At 67.2% G+C, this 23525-nt stretch carries 22 protein-coding genes; 12 read left to right on the top strand and 10 right to left on the bottom strand.

Features of this window, described 5'->3' with window-relative positions; translation table 11 throughout:
- The first annotated feature begins 205 nt into the window (after nucleotides 1–205).
- The 4 genes from C1876_RS16115 (at nucleotide 206) to C1876_RS16100 (ending at nucleotide 2593) form a co-directional block, all read left to right on the top strand.
- Nucleotides 206–1120, top strand: a complete 915-nt coding sequence (locus C1876_RS16115) for a cysteine peptidase family C39 domain-containing protein (RefSeq protein WP_114547745.1) — start codon at nucleotides 206–208, stop codon at nucleotides 1118–1120.
- A 100-nt stretch (nucleotides 1121–1220) separates the two neighbouring features.
- Nucleotides 1221–1775, top strand: coding sequence for a gamma carbonic anhydrase family protein (locus tag C1876_RS16110; RefSeq protein ID WP_114547744.1), 555 nt, complete (start codon nucleotides 1221–1223; stop codon nucleotides 1773–1775).
- A gap of 202 nt (nucleotides 1776–1977) precedes the next feature.
- Nucleotides 1978–2184: a helix-turn-helix transcriptional regulator gene (locus C1876_RS16105; RefSeq protein WP_114547743.1), complete on the top strand. Its 207-nt coding sequence runs from the start codon at nucleotides 1978–1980 to the stop codon at nucleotides 2182–2184.
- On the top strand, nucleotides 2177–2593 hold the full coding sequence (locus C1876_RS16100; protein ID WP_114547742.1) for a DUF2178 domain-containing protein: 417 nt from the start codon (nucleotides 2177–2179) through the stop codon (nucleotides 2591–2593). The genes C1876_RS16105 and C1876_RS16100 overlap by 8 nt, the downstream gene beginning before the upstream one ends.
- Before the next feature lie 19 nt (nucleotides 2594–2612).
- Here C1876_RS16100 and C1876_RS16095 read toward each other — a convergent pair whose 3' ends face one another.
- Nucleotides 2613–3416 carry an MBL fold metallo-hydrolase gene (locus tag C1876_RS16095; RefSeq protein WP_114547741.1) on the bottom strand — a complete coding sequence of 268 codons (804 nt, stop codon included), beginning with the start codon at nucleotides 3414–3416 and terminating at the stop codon, nucleotides 2613–2615.
- Between the two features lie 154 nt (nucleotides 3417–3570).
- Between C1876_RS16095 and C1876_RS16090 the strand changes: the two genes are divergently transcribed.
- A complete protein-coding gene (locus C1876_RS16090; RefSeq protein WP_114547740.1) occupies nucleotides 3571–4635 on the top strand; it encodes a PTS sugar transporter subunit IIC in 1065 nt (354 codons plus the stop codon).
- Nucleotides 4636–4708: 73 nt separating this feature from the next.
- Here C1876_RS16090 and C1876_RS16085 read toward each other — a convergent pair whose 3' ends face one another.
- The 4 genes from C1876_RS16085 to trxB form a co-directional block, all read right to left on the bottom strand.
- Nucleotides 4709–5542, bottom strand: a complete 834-nt coding sequence (locus C1876_RS16085; protein WP_114547739.1) for a purine-nucleoside phosphorylase — start codon at nucleotides 5540–5542, stop codon at nucleotides 4709–4711.
- Between the two features lie 49 nt (nucleotides 5543–5591).
- Nucleotides 5592–6611, bottom strand: a complete 1020-nt coding sequence (locus C1876_RS16080; RefSeq protein ID WP_244910183.1) for a N5-glutamine methyltransferase family protein — start codon at nucleotides 6609–6611, stop codon at nucleotides 5592–5594.
- A 16-nt stretch (nucleotides 6612–6627) separates the two neighbouring features.
- Nucleotides 6628–7701 carry a peptide chain release factor 1 gene (gene prfA / locus C1876_RS16075; RefSeq protein ID WP_211309572.1) on the bottom strand — a complete coding sequence of 358 codons (1074 nt, stop codon included), beginning with the start codon at nucleotides 7699–7701 and terminating at the stop codon, nucleotides 6628–6630.
- A gap of 142 nt (nucleotides 7702–7843) precedes the next feature.
- A complete protein-coding gene (gene trxB / locus C1876_RS16070; protein ID WP_114547738.1) occupies nucleotides 7844–8821 on the bottom strand; it encodes a thioredoxin-disulfide reductase in 978 nt (325 codons plus the stop codon).
- A 206-nt stretch (nucleotides 8822–9027) separates the two neighbouring features.
- Between trxB and msrA the strand changes: the two genes are divergently transcribed.
- Nucleotides 9028–10257 (top strand): peptide-methionine (S)-S-oxide reductase MsrA, encoded by a 1230-nt coding sequence (msrA, locus tag C1876_RS16065; protein WP_114547737.1) that lies wholly within the window; start codon nucleotides 9028–9030, stop codon nucleotides 10255–10257.
- A 9-nt stretch (nucleotides 10258–10266) separates the two neighbouring features.
- Here msrA and C1876_RS16060 read toward each other — a convergent pair whose 3' ends face one another.
- Entirely contained in the window at nucleotides 10267–11583 is a 1317-nt protein-coding gene (locus tag C1876_RS16060) for an MATE family efflux transporter (protein ID WP_244910182.1), read from the bottom strand.
- A 159-nt stretch (nucleotides 11584–11742) separates the two neighbouring features.
- On the opposite strand from C1876_RS16060, the gene C1876_RS16055 reads away from it, so the two are divergent.
- The 3 genes from C1876_RS16055 (at nucleotide 11743) to C1876_RS16045 (ending at nucleotide 16162) form a co-directional block, all read left to right on the top strand.
- Nucleotides 11743–12498, top strand: a complete 756-nt coding sequence (locus C1876_RS16055) for a MerR family transcriptional regulator (RefSeq protein WP_114547735.1) — start codon at nucleotides 11743–11745, stop codon at nucleotides 12496–12498.
- A gap of 128 nt (nucleotides 12499–12626) precedes the next feature.
- Nucleotides 12627–13943: an ABC transporter substrate-binding protein gene (locus C1876_RS16050; protein WP_244910181.1), complete on the top strand. Its 1317-nt coding sequence runs from the start codon at nucleotides 12627–12629 to the stop codon at nucleotides 13941–13943.
- On the top strand, nucleotides 13940–16162 hold the full coding sequence (locus C1876_RS16045; protein WP_114547733.1) for a bifunctional diguanylate cyclase/phosphodiesterase: 2223 nt from the start codon (nucleotides 13940–13942) through the stop codon (nucleotides 16160–16162). The genes C1876_RS16050 and C1876_RS16045 overlap by 4 nt, the downstream gene beginning before the upstream one ends.
- Nucleotides 16163–16231: 69 nt before the next feature.
- Here the strand turns inward: C1876_RS16045 and trxA are convergent, their stop codons facing one another.
- Nucleotides 16232–16540 carry a thioredoxin gene (gene trxA / locus C1876_RS16040; RefSeq protein ID WP_114547732.1) on the bottom strand — a complete coding sequence of 103 codons (309 nt, stop codon included), beginning with the start codon at nucleotides 16538–16540 and terminating at the stop codon, nucleotides 16232–16234.
- Between the two features lie 227 nt (nucleotides 16541–16767).
- On the opposite strand from trxA, the gene C1876_RS16035 reads away from it, so the two are divergent.
- Nucleotides 16768–17715 (top strand): patatin-like phospholipase family protein, encoded by a 948-nt coding sequence (locus C1876_RS16035; RefSeq protein WP_170139529.1) that lies wholly within the window; start codon nucleotides 16768–16770, stop codon nucleotides 17713–17715.
- 159 nt (nucleotides 17716–17874) lie between these two features.
- Nucleotides 17875–19794, top strand: a complete 1920-nt coding sequence (locus tag C1876_RS16030; RefSeq protein ID WP_148044527.1) for a sensor domain-containing diguanylate cyclase — start codon at nucleotides 17875–17877, stop codon at nucleotides 19792–19794.
- On the opposite strand, the gene C1876_RS16025 is transcribed toward C1876_RS16030, so the two are convergent.
- From C1876_RS16025 to C1876_RS16015, 3 genes are read right to left on the bottom strand one after another with little or no spacing between them, the layout of a single operon-like run.
- On the bottom strand, nucleotides 19782–20684 hold the full coding sequence (locus tag C1876_RS16025; protein ID WP_114547730.1) for an ion transporter: 903 nt from the start codon (nucleotides 20682–20684) through the stop codon (nucleotides 19782–19784). The genes C1876_RS16030 and C1876_RS16025 overlap by 13 nt on opposite strands.
- 7 nt (nucleotides 20685–20691) lie before the next feature.
- Entirely contained in the window at nucleotides 20692–21360 is a 669-nt protein-coding gene (locus C1876_RS16020) for a hypothetical protein (RefSeq protein ID WP_148044528.1), read from the bottom strand.
- A 12-nt stretch (nucleotides 21361–21372) separates the two neighbouring features.
- Nucleotides 21373–21696: a heavy metal-binding domain-containing protein gene (locus tag C1876_RS16015; RefSeq protein ID WP_114547728.1), complete on the bottom strand. Its 324-nt coding sequence runs from the start codon at nucleotides 21694–21696 to the stop codon at nucleotides 21373–21375.
- A gap of 137 nt (nucleotides 21697–21833) precedes the next feature.
- Here C1876_RS16015 and C1876_RS16010 point away from each other — a divergent pair, with 137 nt between their 5' ends.
- Nucleotides 21834–23477: a cation:proton antiporter gene (locus C1876_RS16010; protein ID WP_114547727.1), complete on the top strand. Its 1644-nt coding sequence runs from the start codon at nucleotides 21834–21836 to the stop codon at nucleotides 23475–23477.
- Nucleotides 23478–23525 lie beyond the last annotated feature (48 nt).

The raw sequence follows: 23525 nt of genomic DNA, 5'->3' as shown, positions 1-23525 counted from the left end.
TCCCGCTTTGCGACGGCCCGGTTACCGAGGTGTCGGCTTGCTGACCGATCGCCCATGGTGGGGTGACGGTTGTCCCAGCTCGCACGCGTAGATGCGCGCGCCCACTACACTCCTGAACAACGAACGAATCTCAGAGCCCCGCACTCGCTTCGTCATGCGTGAGGGGCTCGACCTATCTGCCCGTCCAATCCGAAAGGAGGCGTTCATGCCGTATCGAGGCCTACTCTACTTCGTCGCCCAAAGCGCCAGCTCCGACTACCGCGCCGACCCGTACGCGACGGAACGCCGCTGCCTCCCCAACCGAACGCACGGCATCCGCTACGCATCCGCGCCGAAGCGCACCACCTGCATCAAAACCTACTCCCCCTCCGAAGCGGTGCGCCCCGTCTGCGCCGGCACGTCCGCTGCGGCCCATCCCGCGCATCAGCGCATCGAGCCGGGACGGGTGGCGAAGGCCGTGCTGCTCATGGTGCTCGTGGCCATCGTGTCGGCACTGCTCGGCATCTTCGCGGCGCGCGCCATCGTGGGGGCCGTCGACGACACCGTCGTGCCGTTCGCCAACGCCACCGAGAGCGCCAGCGCAACCGGCACGAGCAGCATCAGCACGCCGCAGTCGTCGTGGGAGCTCGGCGTGACGCCCACGCTGTACCAGGACGACCCGCAATGGGCCGATCGCCCTTACGGGTCGGGCACCATCGGCGATGCCGGCGCCGCCCCGTTGTGCCTGGCCATGGTGTACATCGAAACCACGGGCGACGCGACCACCGGGCCCGTCGAGGTGGCCTCGTACGCGCAGCGCAGCGGGTTCGCGGGCGCTTCCGACGCCTCGGGCCTGCTCACCGACGGCGCAGCCGACCTCGGCCTCACCGCGCGCGAGATCGAGCCGAACGAGCTGGCCATGCGCCGCGAGCTCATCGGCGACCGCCCCATCATCGCCGCCATGAAGGCGAACTCGGCGTTCGGCCCCTCCGCCACCTACGTCGTGGTCACCGGCATCGACGAGCACGGCATGCTGGCCGTGAACGACCCCCTCAGCCGCGACCACACGAGCCGCCACTGGACCTTCGACGACATCACCTCGCAGGCCACCGGGTTGTGGTCCTACCTTCCCGCCGAATAGCGCCGCCGCGCGCCACTCTCCCACGACCGGTAATTTGACCGGTCGTGGGAACCTCTTCGGGCCTCTATAGTAAGATAGAACACCGAAAAGGAGGCTCTTCATGGACTATCGTCAGGTTGTTATCCACCCTCAGGCGCACATCGCGCCGAACGCCACCATCGTCGGCAACGTGCGCATCGAGCGCGAGGCCACCATCCTGTTCAACGCCACCCTGCGCGGCGACTACGCCTCGCGCATCGTCATCGGCGCCCGCTCGAGCGTGCAGGAGAACTGCTGCGTGCACCTCGGCGCATCGAACGACTGCATCGTGGGCGAAGGCGTCACGGTGGGTCACGGCGCCATCATCCACGGCTGCACCATCGGCGACAACACGCTCGTCGGCATGGGCTCCATCATCATGGACGGCGCCGTGATCGGGAAGAACTGCATCGTGGGAGCCGGCGCGCTCGTCACGGGCGGCACGCAGATCCCCGACGGCATGCTCGTGCTGGGCGCGCCCGCGAAAGCGCGCCGCCCGCTCACCGACGAGGAGATCGCCCAGAACCGCGTGGACGCCGACGGCTACGTGGCCATCGGCAAGGACCTCGTGGAAAACGGCATCGCCTTCGACGGCGCGCACCTGCCGAACGACATCGCGACGATCGCCGTCAAGTAGCGGCGCATCCCGCTCCGCTCGCCCGCAAGCCTGCGGGAGCCCTTCCGCATCCGGCCCGTCGAGGCCGACCTTCCGCATCTCACCGCGCGCCTTCGGGCGCGCGGTTCGTTTATGGAAAGCACGCTTTACATTCTCAGGAGCGAAGCGTATACTCCATGGAAAGCTAGCTTTACATTAGTACCGGAGAGGGAAAGGAGCGCGCATGGAGAACCGGTTGGAGGAGATCCGCAAGGCGCGCGGCATCAAGCAGGAGGACCTCGCGCTCGAGCTGGGCGTGTCGCGCCAAACCATCAGCTCGCTCGAGAAGGGGCGCTACAACCCCTCCATCCTGCTCGCGTTCAAAATCGCCCGCCGCTTCGATCTCGGCATCGAAGACGTGTTCATCTACCAGGAGGAAGACCATGAATAAGAAGCCCGCCGTACTCACGCTGTCCATCGGCATCGCCTGCGCGCTGCTCACCGTCGTGTTCGCCCTCGACCTCGGCGGCATCTCCACCCTGCTGCCCGAGGCGTACAAGGCCGTGTGGGGCTTCGGCGGCTGCGCGGCGGCGCTGCTCGTCTGCGGCGCGTTCGCGCTGGCGCACAAGCCCACGAAAACCGAGCTCATCGAGCAGGACGACGAGCGCAACAAGGCCATCAACGGCAAGGCGGCCCTGCTCGCGTTCGAGGTGTTCTCCATCCTCGTGCCGCTCGCGGGGCTCGTGCTGTACATCGTGGGAGAGGTGAGCGTGGCCGGGCTGCTCGTGTTCATCGGCGTGGAAATCGTGGCCACCGTCGTCTACTTCGCGCAGATCGGGCGCTTCCAGAAGACGATGTAGGCGCACGCGGCGACGAGCGCTAGCGCACGCTCACGAGCATGGTCTGGTAGGCCACCTGCACCGTCGCCGGGTGATTCGCCCGCGCCACCACGGCGGCCAACGCGTCGCCCGGCAGACGGTACGTATTGTTGTTCTGCGAGATGTGCATGGCCACCACCTGCTCGAGCGCATCGCTCAGCAGCGCCTCGAGCTCGTCGGCGGCCTGTTCGTTGGACAGGTGGCCGAAGTCCGAGCCCACGCGCCGCTTCACGGGATACGGGTACGGGCCGTCTTTGAGCATCTGCACGTCGTGGTTGCTCTCGAGCGCGAGCAGGCGCACACCGCGCAGCGCCTCGTCGGCCTCGCCCGTCACGATGCCCGTGTCGGTCATGAAGCCCACCGCGTCGCCGTCGCCCTCGAGGCGAAACCCGCACGAGGCCGCCGCATCGTGCGACGTGCGAAACGCGTGCACCTGCATGCCGGCCAGCGACAGCGCGTCGCCCGCCGCGAACGGACGCAGGTCGCACGTCCCCTCGAGCACCCCCACCTCCTTGCTCGCGGCGCGCACGGCGTCGTCCACGTACAGCGCCGGCTCGATGCCCAGCTTCGCCAACCCGCGCAGCACCACCCCGAGCCCCTTCGTGTGGTCGGTATGGTCGTGCGTGACCAGGATGGCCGCGAGGTTCGCCGGGTCGAACCCGGCTTCGCCGCACCGCGCGAAGAAGTCGCGCTTGCAGATGCCGCAGTCCACGAGCACGCCCGCTCCCGTGACGGTATCTTCGATGATGGCCGCGTTGCCGCGGCTGCCGCTGGCAAGCACGTGCAGTGCAAGTCGATGGTTCATGAGCTCCTACCCGCTTCGCTTCTCTTGTTCGGCCTCCGATTGTACCCGAAGCGGCGCCGCCAGCGGGCGGCGTCGGAGAAGAGCTTCACGGAACCGCCGTCTTCGCGTACCATACGGCCCCACAGGGAAACGGGAACCGAAGCAAAGGGGCAGCATGACCGCATCGTCCATCGAGGCATTTCTCAAACGCAAGGACATCGAGATCACCTTCCAGCGCTACGCCATCGACGCGCTGTCGGCCATGGCGCAGGGCCTGTTCGCGTCGCTGCTGATCGGCACCATTCTCACCACCATCGGCGACCTGTCGCACCTCGCGGCGTTCAACCAGATCGGCACGTTCGCCAAGAGCGTGGCGGGGCCGGCCATGGCCATTGCCATCGGCTACGCCCTGCGCACGCCGCCGCTCGTGCTGTTCTCGCTGGCCGCCGTGGGCTACGCCGCCAACGACGTGGGCGGGGCCGGCGGGCCCTTGGCGGTGCTCGTCATCGCCATCGTAGCGTCCGAGCTGGGCAAAGCCGTATCGAAGGAAACGAAGGTGGACATCATCGTCACGCCGGCCGTCACCATCCTCGGCGGCTGCGGGCTCGCGCTGGTGGCGGCGCCCTGGATCGGAGCGCTCGCCTCGTCGGTAGGCGGGTTCATCATGTGGGCCACCGAGTTGCAGCCGTTCTTCATGGGCATCATCGTGTCGGTGGTCATCGGCATCGCGCTCACGCTGCCCATCTCGTCGGCCGCCATCTGCGCGGCGCTCGGCCTCACGGGGCTCGCGGGCGGCGCGGCGCTGGCCGGCTGCTGCGCCCAGATGATCGGGTTCGCAACCATGAGCTTCCGCGAGAACCGCTGGGGCGGCCTTCTGTCGCAGGGGCTGGGCACGTCCATGCTGCAGATGGGCAACATCGTGAAGAAGCCGCTCGTCTGGCTGCCGCCCATCATCGCCTCGGCCGTCACCGGGCCGCTTGCCACCTGCGTGTTCCAGCTTGCGCAGAACGGGCCCGCAGTGGCCTCGGGCATGGGAACGTGCGGGCTCGTGGGCCCCATCGGCGTGTACACCGGCTGGGTGGCGGGCATGGAGGCGGGCGCGGCGGCTCCCGGCCTCCTCGACTGGGCGGGCCTCGTGCTCATCTGCCTCGTGCTGCCCGCGCTCATCAGCGGAGGCGTGTGCGCCCTCATGCGCAAGGCCGGCCTCATCGCCGAGGGCGACCTCAAGCTGGAGCAGTAGCAGGGGTCTCTCGCTCCACCAGTACGCTGAAGTCGACAGAGGCGGGCGGGTTGCACGAACCCGCCCTCGCGTCCTACAGCTGCTCGATGACGCCCGTCACGAGACGCGCGAAATCGGCCTCGCGCGTCTTCGCCACGTCGAGCACTTCGATACCGGTGGGGCTTGCGCCCTCGATGCCGCAGCCCATGTTCGACACGAGCGAGATGCCCAGCACGCGCATGCCCACGTGCCGCGCGGCGATGACCTCCTCGCACACGCTCATGGCCACCGTGTCGGCGCCCCACGAGCGGAACATGCGGATTTCGGCCGGCGTCTCGAAGCTGGGTCCGAGCGCGCCAAGGTAGACGCCCTCCTGCACGCGCACGCCGCGCTCGGCGGCCACGTCGTGCGCGATGGCGCGCAGCTCGGGATCGAACGCGTCGAGCATGCTGAAGAAGCGGTCGGACAGGTTCGCCGGATCGGGCGCCGCGATGGGGTTGCGCCCCGTGAAGTTGATCTGGTCGGCCATGATGCAGAAATCGCCCACCTCGTAGTTCGGGTTGAGCGCACCGGCCGCGTTCGTGGTGATGAGCGTGCGCACGCCGAGGCGCTCCATGAGCCACACGGGGTACGCCACCTCCTGCGCGTTGTTGCCCTCGTAGGCGTGCAGGCGGCCCTGCATGGCAAGCACGCATTTGCCGCCGAGGGTGCCGCACACGAAGCGGCCCACGTGTCCCTCGGCCGTGCTCGTCTTCATGCGCGGGACTTCCACGTAGGGGATGCTCACCGCGTCTTCGATCTCGTTCGCCAGCGGGTTGAGGCCCGAGCCCAGCACGAGGCCGATCGTCGGCTCGCGGCCGTCCAACCGCTGACGCAGCACGTAGGACGACAGCGTGAGGTTGTCGTCGAGGATGTTTCTCTCCAGCATGGCGCGGCTCCTTCCGGGTCGTTTTGCCCATTATAGCGGCAACGCGCCGCTACGCGACCGCCTTGCGGCCCGTGAGCACGCGGGGGCGGTTCGTGAGGTCGAAGACGATGCGCACGTCGTGGAAGCCCGCCTGCGCGGCAAGGCGCGCTGCCTCGTCGAGGCAGGTCTCGTGCAGCTCGAAGGCGAAGCCGCCGCCCGGCTTGAGCGCGCCCTTGCACCAGGGCAGCAGGCGGCGCAGCACGTCGAGGCCGTCGTCGCCGCCGTCGAGCGCGAGCGCCGGCTCGAACGCGGCCACCTCGCGCGGGATGTCCTTGAGCACGGCGGTGGGCACGTAGGGCGGGTTCGACACGACGAGGTCGAGCGTGCCCAGCAGCGCCGCATCGATGCCCTCCCCCAGGTCGCAGGCCAGGACCTCGACGCGCTCGGACAGGTCGAGGGCCGCGGCGTTATCGCGGGCGAGAGATACGGCCTCGGGCGCGATGTCGGTGGCCAGCACGCGCGCGAGCGGGTGCTCGTAGGCGAGCGAGCAGGCGATGCAGCCGGAGCCCGTGCAGAGATCGGCAACGAGGAGGACGGGGGCGGCGGAATCTTCGCGAACAGATGTTTCACGTGAAACATCTTCGGGGGCGGGGTCGTCCGGGGAAGGTTTCTCCCCGGGTTCGCCGTCCGGCCCAGATGGTTGGGGGTCGGGTGCCGAATCGGCCGCCACCCGCTTCGGGACGGCCGGCAGCAGGGCCAGCGCCTCGCTCACGAGCACTTCGGTCTCGGGGCGCGGAATCAGAACGCCGGGGCGCACCTTCACCGTGATGTGGCGGAAGCCCACCTCACCCGTGATATACTGCAGCGGCTCGCCCTTGCCGCGACGGGTGACGTAGGCGCGCAGCACGTCGCGCTCTTCAAGCGACAACGGCTGCTCGAAGTTCGCGTACAGCTCGATGCGCGACAAGCCGCACGCCTCGGCGAGCAGCCACTGCGACGACAGGCGCGGATTCTCGTCGCCCTTGCGCTCGAGGTACCCCACGGTCCAATCGAGCGCGGCCTTAATGGTCCAGATATCGTTCTCAGCCACGTTTTCAGCCGAAACCCTACACAGCCGCTTCCAGCTTGGCGGCGCGGTCGGCGGCTTGCAGAGCGGTGATGACGTCGCCCAGGCCGTCGCCCAGCAGCACGCCGTTGTACGTGCCGTTGTAGCCGATGCGGTGATCGGTCACGCGGTCCTGCGGGCCGTTGTACGTGCGGATCTTCTCCGAGCGGTCGCCCGAGCCGATCTGCGCGAGGCGCTTGGCGCCTTCGGCGGCCTGCTGCTCGGCCAGCATCTTCTCATACAGGCGCGCGCGCAGCACGGCCATGGCCGCGATCTTGTTCTGCAGCTGCGACTTCTGGTCCTGCGACTGCACCACGAGACCCGACGGCAGGTGCGTGATGCGCACGGCCGAGTCGGTGGTGTTGACGCACTGGCCGCCCGGGCCGCCGGCGCGGTACACGTCGATGCGCAGGTCGTTCTCGTTGATCTCGACCTCCACCTCGTCGACCTCGGGCAGCACGGCCACCGTGGCCGTGGAGGTGTGGATGCGGCCCTGGCTCTCGGTCTTCGGAACGCGCTGCACGCGGTGCACGCCGCTCTCGAACTTCATGACCGAGTACACGTGGTCGCCCTTCACCTTGAACTGGATCTCCTTGAAGCCGCCGGCCTCGGAAGCCGACACGTCCATCGTCTCGGTCTTCCAACCCTGGGTACCCGCGAACCGCTCGTACATCTTGTAGAGCTCGCCCGCGAAGATGGCCGCTTCGTCGCCGCCGGCGGCCGCGCGGATCTCCACGATGATGTCCTTATCGTCGGCCGGATCGGCCGGGATGAGCATGAACTTGATGTCCTCTTCGAGCGCGGGCAGCTTCGCCTCGATCTCGGCGATCTCCTCGAGCGCGAACTCCTTCATGTCAGCATCGGAGAGCATCTCCCTCGCGGCGGCCAGATCGTCGGCTGCCTGCACGTATTCCTGCGCGCGATGCGCAAGCGGGCCCTGGTTGGAGTATTCCTTGGCCAGGCGGTTGTATTCCTTCTGATCGGCGAGCACCGCCGGATCGCCCATCCTGGCCTGCACATCCTCGTAGGCCTCGATGATCTTCACCAGTTTCTCGCGCATATCGGTATCTTGCATGCTGTGCTGTCCTTCGTGACGTGGCTCTCGTGCTCGCGCGCCCTCTGCACGCGAAAAACGCCCGCTCCAAGCATGGGGAGCGGGCGCTCATGCTGTAACTGGCTTATGATACCAGATTGACCCGCATTTGGCAGCCCGGCCGCTAGATGGCTAGGAACTCCGCGGCCTCCTCGGCGCACACGGCGCCGTCCGATACCGCGGTGACCACCTGATGCAGGAACTTCGTGCGAACGTCGCCCGCCGCGAACACCCCGGGCACCTCGGTCATGCACGACTCGTTGGCCACGATGTAGCCCGTCTCGTCGAGCTGCAGCGACCCGCCCAGAAACTCGGTGTTCGGCTCGGTGCCCACGGCCACGAACAGGCCGTCCACCGTAATGTCGCGTTCCTCGCCCGTCTCGAGCATCTCGAGGCGCACGCCGGCCAGCTTGCCCTCGTCGGCCACGAGCTTGCGGGGCACGGCGTTCCACACGAACTCGAGGTTCGGCAGGTCCTCGAGTCGCTTGTGGTAGATGGCCGTGGCGCGCAGCTTGTCGCGACGGTGCACGAGGTACACCTTCTTGCAGATGCGCGACAGGTAGATGGCGTCGCCCGCGGCCGTGTTGCCGCCGCCCACCACCATGACCTCCTTGTCGCGGAAGAAGTTGCCGTCGCACGTGGCGCAGTACGACACGCCGCGACCCTGCAGGTCATCCTCAAGCTCGAGGCCGAGCTTGCGCGGGCGCGCGCCCGTGGCGATGATGACGCTCTTGGCGCGGTACTCGTTGAAGGCCGTGGTGAGCACCTTCGGGTTCTGGGTGAAGTCCACCCCCACCACTTCTTCGCCGACGTTGTTCACGCCGAAGCGGTCGGCTTGCTGCTTCATGGAAAATGCCAGCTCAAAGCCGTTGGTGCCCTCGGGAAAGCCCGGGTAATTCTCCATGTGCTCGGTCTGGGCCAGCTGCCCGCCCGGCGCGATGCGCTCGAACAGCACGGCGTTCAGGCCCGCGCGCGCGGCGTACAGGCCGGCCGTGAGCCCGGCCGGCCCCGCCCCGATCACGGCGACGTCGATGACGCCGTCGTTGGCGGCGGCCACCTTGCACTCGGCGGACGTTTCGTTGGGCACGGTTTCCTCGGTCATACACTGCCTCCTCGATGAGGTTGTTCTCGTTTTCTGAGTGCCAGTATAAGGTACGTCGCGTAAATGTCACAAACTTGGCACCAATATGCGCCAAAACAGCAGGATTGACGGGGAGCGGTCAACGCGTGCGTGACGGTTTCGCGCCATCGGCTGCGCACGCGCGCGCCCGCACTACCATGAAGCCGATCGCAACCGAAAGGACACGCATGCAGTACGCCAACACCATGCCGAACGCGGCGTCCGCGCCCGACGCGGACGCCGTCGACCCTGCCACCCTTCGCACGCTCTACCTGGCGGGAGGATGCTTTTGGGGGCTCGAGGCCTTCCTGAAGCGCTTGCCGGGCGTGCGCGGAACCGTCGTCGGATACGCGAACGGCTCCACCGAGAACCCCAGCTACCACGACGTCTGCCGCTGGAACACGGGCCACGCCGAAACCGTGGCCGTCACCTACGACCCGCGCATCCTGCCCACCGACGTGCTGCTCGACGGCTTCTTCGAGGCCATCGACCCCACCGTGCTCGACCGCCAGGGCAACGACCGCGGCACGCAGTACCGCACGGGCATCTACTGGACCGACGAGGCCGACCTGCCGTCCATCGAGGCGTCGCTGCTGCGCCAGCAGGCGCGCTACACGGCTCCCATCGTCACCGAGGTGGAGCCGCTCGACGGCTTCTACCCCGCCGAGGAGTACCATCAGAACTACCTCGACAAGAACCCGGGCGGCTACTGCCACATCAGCTTGGGCGACGCCGACGCGTTCGTCGAGCGCATGGGGTTGCAGGAAGGCCGGTCGTGCGTGCAGGTGGACGGCCTATGCGAGCCGCTCGCGCCCTCCGAGACCGCGTCGCCCTCCCCCGTCGAGGCGGCCTCCATGCCCGCCCCGCACGTGTCGAAGCGCGCCGACGACGCGCGCGACGCCGACGGCGACGGCAGCGACGGCGAAAACCTCGACGCGCGCATCCGCGAGGAGGGCTACGCCGCCCCCGCCGACGACGAGCTGCGCCGAACGCTGTCGGCCGACCAGTACCGCGTGACGCGGATGAACGCCACAGAGCCGCCCTTCCGCAACGCCTACGACCGCACGTTCGAGCCGGGCATCTACGTGGACGTGACGAGCGGCGAGCCCCTGTTCGCCTCGTCGGACAAGTTCGATGCGGGATGCGGCTGGCCCGCGTTCTCGCGCCCGCTCACGCGCGAGGTGGTCACCGAGCACCTCGACCGCAGCCTGGGCACGTACCGCACCGAGGTGCGCAGCCGCGCGGGCGACGCCCACCTCGGCCACGTGTTCACCGACGGGCCCGCCGAAACCGGCGGTCTGCGCTACTGCATCAACAGCGCCGCGCTGCGCTTCGTGCCCTACGGCAGCATGGACGCCGAGGGCTACGGCTACCTCAAGCCGCTCGTCGAGCAGGAGCTCACCGGCTCAGCACGCTAGACGGCGTCCCTAGCACGCCTTTCCCACCGGCACCGCGTCGATGGCCGCGCTCGCGCGCCGCGTCCGGTGCCGGTAGCGCAGCAGCGCGCCGGCCACGACGGACAGCAGCATCTGCACGATGGTCACCGACAGCCAGATGCCGTCGAGGCCGAACAGGTACGCCACGCCGAACACCACCACGATGACGAGCAGCGCCTCGCCGTACACGATGGCGCTCGACGCCTTCGCATCGTCCACCGCGTAGAAGTACGAGGTGGACGCATGGGTGAAGCCGTAGAACACGTAGGCCGTGGAGAACACGGGCAGCGCGTAGGCGATGAGCCCCGCCGTGGATTCCGATGCGCCGAACAGCAGCGGAATCTGGTTGCGCAGCAGGTACATGGCCGCAAGCCCGATCACGCCCAAGCTGATGGTGATGAGGTAGTTCGTGTTGCGGAAGCGCCGCACGCCGTCGGTGTCGCCCGCGCCGTAATGCTTGGAGATGAGCGGCTGCGACCCGTCGCCGACGCCCTGGATGAGCAGCTGGATGACGCACGCCGTGTACGACACCACCGCGTAGGCCGCAAGCGCCTGCTCGCCGCCGTACATGGCCAGGTTCATGTTGATGGCCACCACCGTGGCCTCGGGCAGGATGGTCAGGCCGAACGGCGCCAGCCCCAACCGCAGCGCATGGAGCGCGATGCGGCCGTCGATGCGCAGATCGCGCCACGCGATGCGGTTCTGCTTCATCATGAAGAAGCCCAGCACGAGCACGAACGACGAAGCCTGCGAGATGACGGTGGCCTCGGCCGCGCCCGCCGTGCCCGCGCCCAGCAGGATGACGAACACGTAGTCGAGCGCCACGTTCATGAGGCCGGCGAACACCTGCACCGCCATGGCGTAGGCCACCTTGCCCTGGTTGCGGATGAGCGGCGTGCAGCCCGTCACGAGAATCTGGAACGGCACGCCCCAGGCGATGACGCTCGTGTACGCCGTGGCCTGAACGAGCGTTTCGCCTCGGCCGCCCAAGAGCTCGCAGATGGGGCCCGCGAGCGCGAACAGCAGCATCATGATGGGGATGGCGGCCACCACGAGCATGACGAGCGTCGTGCCCATGGCGCGGCGGGCCTTCTCCTCGTTGCCGGACCCCCGCGCGATGGACGAGATGACGCCGCCGCCCATGCCGATGCCCGTGCCCACGGCCATGATGAAGGCGACGAGCGGGAACGCCACGTTGATGCCGGCCAAGCCGGCGTCGCCCACGGCGTGCCCCACGAACACGCCGTCGATGATGCTGTACACGCCGCCCAACGTGAACGTGATCATCGTCGGGATGATGTACTTCAAGTATTCCTTTAGCATGCCTCTAGTAATCATGATCGCTCCGCTGCGTTATTTGCTGAGATTTTTTCCGCATGGTACTCTAAACCTTAAAGCAGCTTGAAGGTAAAGTCTGCAACCCCGATGATTCTCCGAATCTTCAGACCGTCACGAAGGAGGGCGCCCATGAGTTCCTCGCGCCTCTACGATATCAAGGATGCGGCCCGCTACCTGGGCATCGCGTCCTCCACGCTGCGCTACTGGGAAAGCGAGGGGCTCGTGCAATCCGGGCGCAACGATGCGAACGGCTACCGTCAGTATTCGCTGCACGACCTCATCGAAGCGAGCGAGATCGCGTTCTACCGCAAGCTCGGGGTACCGGTGAAGGAGCTCGAGGGCTACCGCGCGCTGTCGGCGCAGGACCTCGACGCGGCGCTCGCCCGAACCGAGGACGACGTCGAACGCCGCATCGCCGAACTCGAGGCCACGCGCTTCCGCCTCGCCCGGCAGCGCGCGCTCAACGCGGAGGCGAACCGCCTGCGGCGGGCGGGCATGCGTCCCGGCGCGCCGGCCATCGACTCGCTGAGCGCCATCGACTACGACGCCGCCGCACCCTGGAAGCTGCTCGTCGAGGAGCCCTGGCGCTACGGGGTGCTCATCCGCGCGCACGAACCTGACGAGGTGCGCGAGTCGGTGGTGGACGCGCAGGCGGGCGACGGCGACGTGCTATGGCGGCGCGAAGGTCGAGACGACGAGGGGACGTGTCGGGAATGCCTGCTCAAGGTGTCGCCCACCACGAACGAGCACAACGCGGCCGCCCTGTTCGCCGAAGCCGCCCGACAGGGTATCGAGCCTGCGGCGGTGGTGGGCAGCTACCTGCTCACGGCATCGGACGACACGGGGCGCTGGGACTACCACCGCGCGTGGGTGGTGGGTGCGTAACCATACGTTGACCTGCGCCGGCAAGAAAGTCTGTACATTTTTTTGAACCGAAAACAACCCCTGACGATCCGTTTCCTTTCGACTATGATATATACACGCTTGCACCTTTCGATTGGACGATGGCTCACATGGAGCATCCCACAGCACCGCCTGCACCGACGCGCACGCTCTCGCGACGAGCGTTTCTCGCCTTGGGCGGATGCGCCTTCGTTTCAGCGCTCACCGGCTGCTCTGCGAACAAGAACGTCGTCGTGGAGGTGTCCGACGTCGAGCAAGCAGGGGTGCAGCTCACGTTCTTCGGCAACAAGTACGAGCCCCTCAACGTCAACGCCATCGAAGCCATCCTGCGCAGCTACATGGACGAGCACCCCGACGTGTCCATCGTCTACGAGAGCATCAAGGGCTCGACCTACTACGACGCCTTGGCCAAACGGCTGAACACCGACCATGGCGACGACGTGTTCGTGGTCGATCACGACACCGTGCTCGCCTTCGCCGGCACGGGCTGCCTCGCCCCGCTCGACAGCCTCTCCACCATCGACTCGTTCAGCGCGCTCGCGCTCGGGCAGATGCGCTCGGAGGGGGCCATCTACTACGTGCCCACCTCCGTCTCGGCGTTCGGCCTGTACTGCAACACCGATCTGCTCAGAGCGCATCACGTGGACGTGCCCGACTCGTTTCCCGCGCTGCTCGACGCCTGCGCGACGTTCCAGAACGCCGGCATCGCGCCCCTCGTGGCGAACAACGACATCTCGCTCAAGACGCTCGCCCTCGCCCGCGGCCTGGCCGACACGTACGCGCGCGACGACGCCGAGGCATGCATCGCGGCCCTCACCGACGACCCGCACGCGTTCGCCGCCCTCGTGCGCACGGGATTCGACGCCGTCGAAGAGCTCGTCGCACGCGGCTTCGTCGATGCGAAGCAGGCGCTCGTCACCGAGAAGACCTCCGACGACCTCGAGCTGTTCGCGCAGGGCGCGCACCCGTTCATGCTCACGGGCGCCTGGGCGTCCGCGCGCGTGCACGACATGGCGCCCGACCTCGCGTTCGAGGTGCACCCCCTGCCCGCGCTCGACGACGGCGCATCCCTCGTGGTGAACGTGGACACGCGCGTGAGCATGCACGCGCATAACGACAACCTCGAGACGGTCACGAGCTTCCTCGAGCATCTCACCGCCCCGGAATCCATCGAGCCGTTCGCGAACAGCATGTGCTCGTTCAGCCCGCTCGTGGGGAACGCGCCGCCCGACGACGCCTCGCTGGCGCCGCTTTCCGCCGCCTTCGCCGACGGGCACGTGGTCATCGGGTCGGACGACAACCTGCGCCTGCCCGTGTGGAGCGCCCTGCGCACCTGCGTGGAGGGCATGCTCGAAGGCGATACCGCGGCGCAGGCCGAAGCGCAGCTCGCGCGCCTGCTCGCCCCGGAAGCGGGCGATGCGGCATGAAGCGGCGCACGCTCATCACCGCGCTCACCGTCGGTGTCGCGGCGCTCATCATGGCCGGCGGGGTGCTGTTCTCGTCGTTCGTGCACGATTCGCTGTGGGAGAAGTCCGTCACCGACGTGCTCGAGGTCACCGCGCAGGGGCAGAACGCGCTCGACACCTACTTCGAGAAGGACCTCGACACCCTCAACCTGTTCGCCAAAGAGCTTTCCGCGCAAAGCTCCGCCGACACCGCGCGCATCGACGAGAAGATCGCCCTGTTCGATCAGAACGATGACGACGCCACGTACGTGTGCATGAACATGGATTCGGGCAGCGTGTTCCGTTCGGGCAGCACAGGCGCCTCCTTCACGCTCACCGACGAGCAGCTCGCCCGCATTGCAGAGCAGTCCGAACGCGGCGTGCTCGCACCCTTCATCGACGAGCGCACCGGCGTGAAATCGATCGGCGTGTTCGAGAAGTTCACGTTCGCGGACGGGGCGCAGGGCATCGTGCGCAAGTCGCGGCCGCTGCAGGACGTGGCCGACCGCTACTCGCTGTCGTTCTACGACAACGGCGGGTTCTCCTACGTCGTGGACGACGACGGCACCATCGTGCTGCGCTCCACGCATCGCAACAGCAACCGCACCATCGCGAACATCTACGACCTCGTGGAGGGCGAAGGCAACGACGAGGACGTCATCGCGTCGTTCCACGCCGCGCTCGATCAGGACAAGCGCGGCGTGGCCCTCTTCACCTACCTCGGCACCGACTACGTGTTCTGCTACATGCCGCTCGGCACGGAGAACGGATGGGACCTCGTGTCCGTCATCCCCAACGACGTGATCATGGAGCAGGCGAACACCGTCATCCAGGCCACGTTCGCCCTGTGCGCCGTCATCATCGCCGGGCTGCTCGTCATCCTCGTCACCTACTGGCGCTCGAGCAGCGCGCACCGCAGGCAGATCGAGCACCTGGCGTACTACGACCAGCTCACCGGGCTGTACAGCGCCGTGAAGTTCAACGAGGAAGGCGCGCGCCTGCTGCACGCCAACGTGCCCGGCGTGGCCGTGGCCTACCTCAACATCGACGACTTCAAGCTGGTGAACGACATCGACGGCTACCAGCGCGGCGATGACATCCTGCGAGAGGTGAGCCGCATCTTGCGCGAGGAATGCGGCGCGGACGGCATCGCCTGCCGTTCCTCGGCCGATCACTTCCTCCTCATGCTGCCGTACCGCACCTCGCTCGAAATCGAGCAGCGCTGCGGACACATCGTCGAGCGCACCCGCCGCATCGTAGCCGCCGGCAAGCCGCTGTCCCTGCGCATCGGCATCTGCTGCTCCACCGACGCGCCCGACGCGAAGACGGTCACCGAGCTCACCGACCGCGCTCGCATCGCCAAGACGCAGGGACGCCTCATGGGCGCCCACCTCTGCCTGTTCAACGCGTCCATGCGCGACGCCATGCTGCGACGCGCCGACATCGAGCGCGCCATGGAAGGCGCGCTTGCGGCTGGCGAGTTCTTCCCGCTCATCCAACCGAAGTTCAGCACCGACGGCACCCGCGTGCTGGGCGGCGAGGCGCTCGTGCGGTGGAACCGTCCCGGTCAGGGCATCGTGAACCCGGGCGACTTCATTCCCCTGTTCGAGGAGAACGGCTTCATCGTGAAGCTGGACGAGTTCATGTTCGAGTGCGTCTGCCGTATGCTGCGCGAGCGCCTCGACGCGGGGTTGCCCGTCGTGCCCATCTCGGTGAACGTCTCGCGCGTGCACCTGCACCGCCCTTCGTTCGTGCCCACGTACGTGCGCATCAAGAACGCCTATCGCATCCCCGACGACCTCGCCGAGCTCGAGCTGACCGAGAACATGGTGCTCGAGGACCTCGACAACGCCGTGACCGTCATCGACGCGCTGCGCGCGGCCGGCTTCCGCAGCTCCATCGACGACTTCGGCTCGGGGCAGTCGTCCCTCAACGCCCTCAAAGACCTGCCGGTGGACGTGCTCAAGCTCGACCGTACCTTCCTGCTCGAGCAGGCGCGCTCGAACAAGGAAGAGGTCATCGTGCGCACCGTCATCGACATGGCGCGCAAACTGGACATGAAAACGGTCATGGAGGGCGTCGAGACGCAGGAGCAGCTCGCGTTCCTGCAATCCACCTCGTGCGACATGATCCAAGGTTTCGTGTTCTCGCGCCCCATCGCCGTCGGGGACTTCCTCGACCTCGTGGACCGCAGCGAGTAGCAAGGCGCAAAAAAGCCCCGGCGATCGCCGGGGCTTCTCGTTGCCGCCTGAGGGGTGGTGACGGACGGGCTAGCCGATCATCTTGAGGATGTTCTGCTTGGGCTGCACGCCCACGGCCTGGTTCTTCACCTGGCCGTTCTCGAACACCATGAGCGTGGGCACGCTCATCACGCCGTAGCGCTGCGCGATGTCGGGGCTCTGGTCGATGTCGAGCTTGTACACGGCGGCCTTGCCGGCCGTCTCGGTGGCAACCTCGTCGAGCGTCGGCGCAAGCATCTTGCACGGACCGCACCACGTGGCGAAGAAGTCCACGAGCACGGGACCCTGCGCGTCGAGCACCTTGGACTGGAATTCAGAAGAAGAAACAACTTCGCTCATGTAAAGCCTCCTTTGGTGGGGCGCACGCCGCGTGAGCGGCGGTGCCGTTTCGATCGATGCAGTCGCGTCGACCTGCCTTTTCTTACCGTGTATTGTACCGAGTGCCATCAGGCCTTGCATCAAATGTTACCAAAAAGGAGATAAATCTAGAAAAAGCCGACATTTGGGCAGGACGCGAGGGGCGCGACAAACCGTTATACTGGAGGAGATCGACAGAAAGGACCCCCATGAGCACCGAACCCCTCGCAGCCGCCGCCTCGAACGTCCCGTCATCCCCCTCCCGCGCCGCCGACGCCGTGCACGAACCCGCCTGGCGCGGGCACGGCACCGCGCCCGTGAACCTCGTGCTGGAAGGCGGCGCCATGCGCGGGCAGTTCACCGCCGGCGTGCTGGACTTCTTCATGGACCAGAAGCTGTTCTGCGAGCGCGTCATCGGCGTGTCGGCCGGCGCGCTGTGCGGCTACAACTACGTGGCCGGCGAGGACGGGCGCACGTGCTACCTCAACACGAAGTACTGCGACGACTGGCGCTACCTGTCCATGAAGAGCTTCGTGCGCACGGGCAACGCCTGCGGGCGCGAGTTCGCCTTCGACGAGATTCCCAACCGGCTCGAACCGTTCAACTACGCCGCCTTCGACGAGTCGCCCATGCAGCTCGTCGCGGTGTCGAGCGACCTCGTCACCGGCGAGGCCGACTACCACCCCTTCGTCGACTCGATGGCCGACCTGCCCTACCTCATCGCCTCGTCGTCGATGCCCCTCGTCAGCCAAATCGTGGACGTCGACGGCAAACTGCTGCTCGACGGCGGCACGTGCGACAGCGTGCCCATCGTGTACTCCCTGCTGACGGGCGCGCGCAAGCACATCGTGGTGCTCACGCAGGCGGACGACTACGTGAAGGGGCCGAACAAGCTCATGGCCATCCTGCGGCAGCGCTACGGCCTGTACCCGCATTACCTCGAGCGCCTGCAGCACCGCCACTACGAGTACAACCGCACGTATCGCCTGCTGCCCCGCATGCACGACGCCGGCGAGCTGTTCCTCATCAGGCCGCCCGAGCCCGTGACGGTGGGCAGCATGGAGAAGGACGCCGACAAGCTGTTCGCGCTGTACGAGCAGGGCTACGCCGAAGCCGCCCGCCGCTGGCCGGCGCTGCAAGCGTACCTCGAAGCATAGGGGTTGCCCGCAAGGCCACGTCCCGCAGGCGGGCCTGGCCTTCACTTTTTGTTGAACTAAGCCGCCATCAGGGCATTTGCAGGATACCTCACGGGGGTCCGCGTTCGCTATGCTACACTTGAAGCTCGGGAACATGCAGGATCGCATGAAGGCGAGGCGGTGAGGGCGAAGACGACGATGACGGACAAGCGCATTACCTGGAAAGCGAGCGCGCTCATCTGCGCCGTCATCATGGTGGGGTTCGGCCTGACCTCCTTCATCGGGTACCAGTCGAGCCGCGCTGCGTTCGAGAAGGACGCCGAACGCACGTCGCTGCTCGCCGCCGAGGGAGCCGCACGCGAGATCGACAACCAGTTCGCGGAGCCCATCGACGTGTCGCTTGCCATGGCGCACGACACGCTGCTCGCCGATCTGCTGTCCGCCGAGCCGACGCGCGGCGACGACGAGTCCTACGCCGACGCGGTGTGCGCCTACCTCGAATCCTACCGGGAGGCGTTCGGCTTCGACTCCGTGTTCCTCGTATCGACGGAATCGAACCGCTACTACCACTTCAACGGCGTCGACCGCACGCTCGAGCGCGACAACCCCGAGAACACCTGGTACTTCGACTTCCTCGACCGCGACGAGGCCTACTCCCTCAACGTCGACAACGACGAGGCAACCGCAGACGAGATCACCATGTTCGTGAACGCGCGCATCCTCGACGAGCAGGGGTCCACCCTCGCCATCGTGGGCGTGGGCTTCCGCATGGACGATTTGAAGGAGCTGCTCGCCGGGTTCGAGGCGCGCTCCGACACGCGCGTGCGCCTGCTTGCGCCCGACGGCACGATACGCGCTTCCACCGATCCGGACGAGAACGCGCACGCCCTGTTCGACACCGAGGAAACCGCCGTCCTGTCCGAGCAGACGCGCTCCGATCGCACCGACGTGCAGGATTTCTGGTACCGCGCCAACGGCGAGAACGGTTTTCTCGTGTCGCGCTACCTGCCCAACCTCGACTGGTTCCTCGTGGTCGACCACGACACGTCCCAGCTCGATGCCCAGATGGCGCGGCAGTTCGCCGCGGAAGCTCTCGTTGTCGTTGGCGTGATGACCCTCGTGGCCATCGCCACCACGAGCATTTTCCGCCGCTGCAACAAGCTCGTGTCCGATCGGACGCTGGCCGTCGAGCAGAAGCGCAAATCCATCTTCCAGGAAGCGGCCGAGCAGCTCTACGACAACATCTACGAGGTGGACGTCACGCACAACCGCGCGGCCAACGAGGCCACCGCGCAGTACTTCGAGAGCGCCGGCGCACCGCCGAACACCCCCTTCGACGAGGCGCTCGCCGTCATCGCCGAACAGCAGATTGTGCCCGAGCACCGCGCAGGCTATCGGGAGACGTTCGCGCCCGCCGCCGTGCTGGCCGCGCATCGCGCCGGAATCGAGAACCTCACCTACGAGTTCAAAACCACGCTCGACGGCGTGTCGTACCATTGGATACGCATCTACGCCCACCTGTTTGTCTGGGACGAGGACGAATCGGTGCGCATGCTCGTGTACCGCCAGAACATCGACGACGAGAAGCGCCGCGAGCAACGCCTGTTCGAGCAGATGCAGCACGACTCGCTCACCGGCCTGTACAACAAGGCGGCCACGCAAAGCTGCATCAGCAAGCTGCTCGACGACGCGCCCGGAACGGTGTTCGCCTTCTTCATCCTCGACATCGACGACTTCAAGGGGGTGAACGACCGCCTCGGGCATAGCGCGGGCGACGAGGTGCTCGCGCGGTTCAGCGACGCGGTGCGCGCGCAGTTCAGGCCCTACGACATCGTCGGGCGCATCGGCGGCGACGAGTTCGTCGCGTTCGCCCCGCTGCCCGATGCGGCCGCGGCCGACGAGAAGGCGGCGGAGCTCGTCGAGGCGCTGCGCTTGACGGCGCCGACGGATGCGGGAACATGCGTCATCTCGGCTTCGGTGGGCGTCGCTCTCGCGACGGAGGCCGGGCGGGACTTCGAATCGCTGTACCGCCACGCCGACGAGGCGCTCTATCGCGCGAAGAAGGCCGGGAAGAGCCGCTTCGCGCGCTACGAGGACTGAGGCCCGGAGCCGTCTTCGTCCTGCCGCGTTTCGTCATCCTGCGCGTCGTCCCGTTCCTCATCGAGCGCCGCCTCGCGCTTCTCGCGGCGCTCGTGACGGCGCTCGTGGGCGTCCTGCGCGCGGAACTCCGTCACGAACCCGGCCGAGAAGATGCCCGCGGGGATGGCCACCACGGCGATGGACAGCAGCATCGTGCAGAAGCCCACGAAGCGCCCGGGCGCGGTGATGGGCACGATGTCGCCGTACCCGGTGGACGTGATGGTGGTCATGGCCCAGTACATGCCGGTGAACACGCTGTCGAACTTGTCGGGCTGCACCGGATGCTCGATCTCGTACATGAGCACGCTCGCCGTGACGGTGAGCAGCGCCAACACGGTGAACGCGGCGATGATCTCCTGGCGGCGCTTGCGGAACACGCGGCCGATGGAGCGCAGGCCCCGCATGTAGCGCGACAGCTTCACGAGACGCACGAGGCGCACGATGCGCGCGGCGTTCAGCATGGACGACGACAGGGGCACGAGCAGGACGAGCAGCCCCGGCAGAAAGGCCAAGAGGTCGATGATGCCCATGGGCGACAGCGCGTAGCGCAGCCGGGCGCGGGCGGGCCGCATGCCGGGATGCACGAGGTCGGCAACCCACAGGCGCGCCGCGTACTCCACGCCGAAGCAGACGCTCGAGGCAAGCCCGAAGATGAGGAACACCCGCGACACGCCGCTCGGGAGGGAGTACGTCTCCGCGAACACGAGCACGGCGTTCGCCACGATGAGCACGAACAGCCCGATGCCCACGAACCGTGCGATGCCGTTGCCGCGCCGCACGTCTTCGAGCGCATAGTACGTCTGCCGCTTGCATGCGGAGGGGTCGCGCTGCTCTGCGGTGCGCTTGCTCATGGGTGGATCAGCTCGCCATCCCTTCGTCGTTCTTGAAACACTCGAGACCGGACAGGCGCTCGACCAGGTCGTTGAGGTAGTCGATGACGGCCCCTTGATCGCCGTCCATGCAATAGATCGTCCCGCCCGCGATCACGGCCACGCCGTCGCCCGGGAAGGCGGGGTTGTAGCTGATGCAGCCGACGAGGTCGCCGTTGCCGTCGAAGAACGAGACGGAGGCATGGTAGCCGCCTGCCATGCCCTTCCCTTCCTCGTTCCATGACTCGATCGTCTGAGCGGCGGTGAAGGTGCGCCCTTCCACGAGAGGCAGGACGGCGGTGGCCTCGCTCAGGGTTTCGGGCACCCGCGTGCCCTCGGGGCCGAACGCCGGATAGTTGTCCACCCGCGCGCTCTCGATGAGGCCCTCGTCGATGCGCAGCGAAAGCACGTCGCCGTCGACCTCGTACCACACGGGCAGGGGCTGATCGCGGTGCCGGTCTTCCACGTACATCGCCGCAGGGCCGTCGGCGGCGGGCGTGCTCGGCCGCACGATACCGGCCGCGGACGCGATCATGACGGCGGCCGCCGCGACGCAGGCGACGGCGAGCACCGCGGCGCCGATGACGAGCGCGCGGTACGGGAAGGTGGTGGGCACCTCCCCTGCCGAGCCGCCGCGTTCCGTCCGCCCGCGCAGCACGTCGCTCGCCGCCTACGCTTGCTCGAGCGTGACGGCGGTGCCGGAAGCGGTCACCATGAGCATGTTGCCCTGGCCGAGCACCTCGTAGTCCATGTCCACGCCCACCACGGCGTGCGCGCCCATGGACGCCGCGCGCTGCTCGAGCTCCTGCAGCGCCTCGGTGCGCGCCTGCAGCAGCTCCTGCTCGTAGCCCTCGCTGCGTCCGCCCACGATGTTGCGGATGCCCGCGCCGAAGTCGCGCAGGAAGTTGATGCCGGTGATGACCTCGCCGAACACGACGCCGTAGTAGCCGGAGATGCGGTAACCCTCGACGGAGGGCGTGGTGGTCACGATCATGACGGTTCCTTTCAACGTGAGGTTGAACCTGGCGCGGTTGCGCTCTCGCCTAAGCATACCACGATCATCCCGGGGTCGAAGGTGTACAATACACAACGTTTACCTGCACCGATGTGCACGCGCACGAAAGGCCCTCCATGACCGTCGATCTCATCTCGCTCGCCGTCATCGCGCTCGTCGCGGTGGCGTGCCCCATCGTCGCCAAGCTCATCCCGAACAAGCTCATTCCCGAAACGGTGTTTCTGCTGATCGCCGGTGCGCTGCTCGGGCCGAACATGGCGAACGTCATCGTGCTCACCGACTCGGTGGGACTGCTGTCCGACCTCGGCCTGGCCTTCCTCTTCCTGCTGGCCGGCTACGAGATCAACCCGAAGAGCCTCACGGGCAGCCAGGGCAAGCGCGGGCTTGCCACCTGGTGCGTGTCCATCGTGCTCGCCTTCCTCGTCGTGCGTTTCACGCCGTTCTTCTCGGTGAGCCAGATCGACGGCATCGCGCTCGTCATCGCGCTCACCACCACGGCGCTCGGCACGCTCATGCCCATCCTCAAGGAGCGCGGCCTCACCGGCACGCGCGTGGGCGAGTCCATCCTCGCGTACGGCACCTGGGGCGAGCTGTGCCCGGTGCTGGCCATGGCCCTTTTGCTGTCGACGCGCGCCGAGTGGAAGACCGTGCTCATCCTGCTCGCGTTCGTGGCCATCTCCGTCATCGCGGCCGTGGTGCCGGCGAAGGCGAAGAAGGCCGGTCACGGGCTGTTCCGCTTCCTCACCGAGAACGCCGAGGGCACGTCGCAGACCATGATGCGCACCGTCGTGCTGCTGCTCGTGGGCCTCGTGGCCGTGTCCGCCGTGTTCGACCTCGACATCGTGCTGGGCGCGTTCGCCGCGGGCTTCGTGCTGCGCTACATCATCCCCGAGGGCGATCACGGCCTGGAGAAGAAGCTCGACGGCGTGGCCTACGGCTTCCTCATCCCCATCTTCTTCGTCGTGTCGGGGGCGAAAATCGACCTCATGGCCGTGTTCGCACAGCCGGGGCTGCTCGTCGGCTTCATCCTTATGCTGCTGCTCATCCGCGCGGTGCCCATCTTCGTGGCGCTGACCACCGGCAAGGATACGCGCGACATCTCCACGCACAACCGCCTGACCATCGCCCTGTACTGCACCACGGCGCTGCCCATCATCGTGGCCGTGACCTCGGTGGCTGTGAGCGCGGGCGCCATGTCGCAGGACGTGGCCAGCGTGCTGGTGGCAGCCGGCGCCGTCACCGTGTTCCTCATGCCGCTGCTGGGCACGCTCACCTACCGCGTGGCCGATGCGAAGCCCGTGGAAGCGGTGCGCGAGATCGCGCGCAACCCGCGCGACATCGGCGACATCCTGCGCGAGCACTGGGAGCTGGAGCGCATGCTGGCGCGCAAGGAAGCGCTCGAGCGCCTGGCCGCGCGCCGCGAAGGACGCGAGCCCGAGGACCTGGACTGGCAGGACAGGGCCGCGCTGCTGCAGCGCCACACCGCGCGCAAGCGCGCCATCGACGAGGCGCTCGACTACGCGTCGCAGGAAATGGCCCGCCGCACGCTCGCGCCCGACGCCGACCCCGACGGCGACGGACCCCGCCTGCCCGCCAACCAGCAACGCCGCGAGGAACGCCGTCGCCGCATGGCCGAACGCGTGGTGCGCGAGCATCACCGCCGCATGCGGGAAATGGGCCATGCCGCCGAGCGCATGGGCCTGAGCGAGGAAGACGTAAAGAAGCTGTTCGAAGAAGCCAAGAAAAACAAGAGGGACTAAAGAGAGAGGGGCACCTCCCCCCCCCTCCCCCTCTCCCTCTTTTTGCGC

This window comes from Eggerthella sinensis (genome assembly GCF_003339815.1).
GTDB classification, from domain to species: domain Bacteria; phylum Actinomycetota; class Coriobacteriia; order Coriobacteriales; family Eggerthellaceae; genus Eggerthella; species Eggerthella sinensis.
Note: the sequence above shows the minus strand (reverse complement) of the source record. Positions and strands in the feature narration are given on the sequence as shown.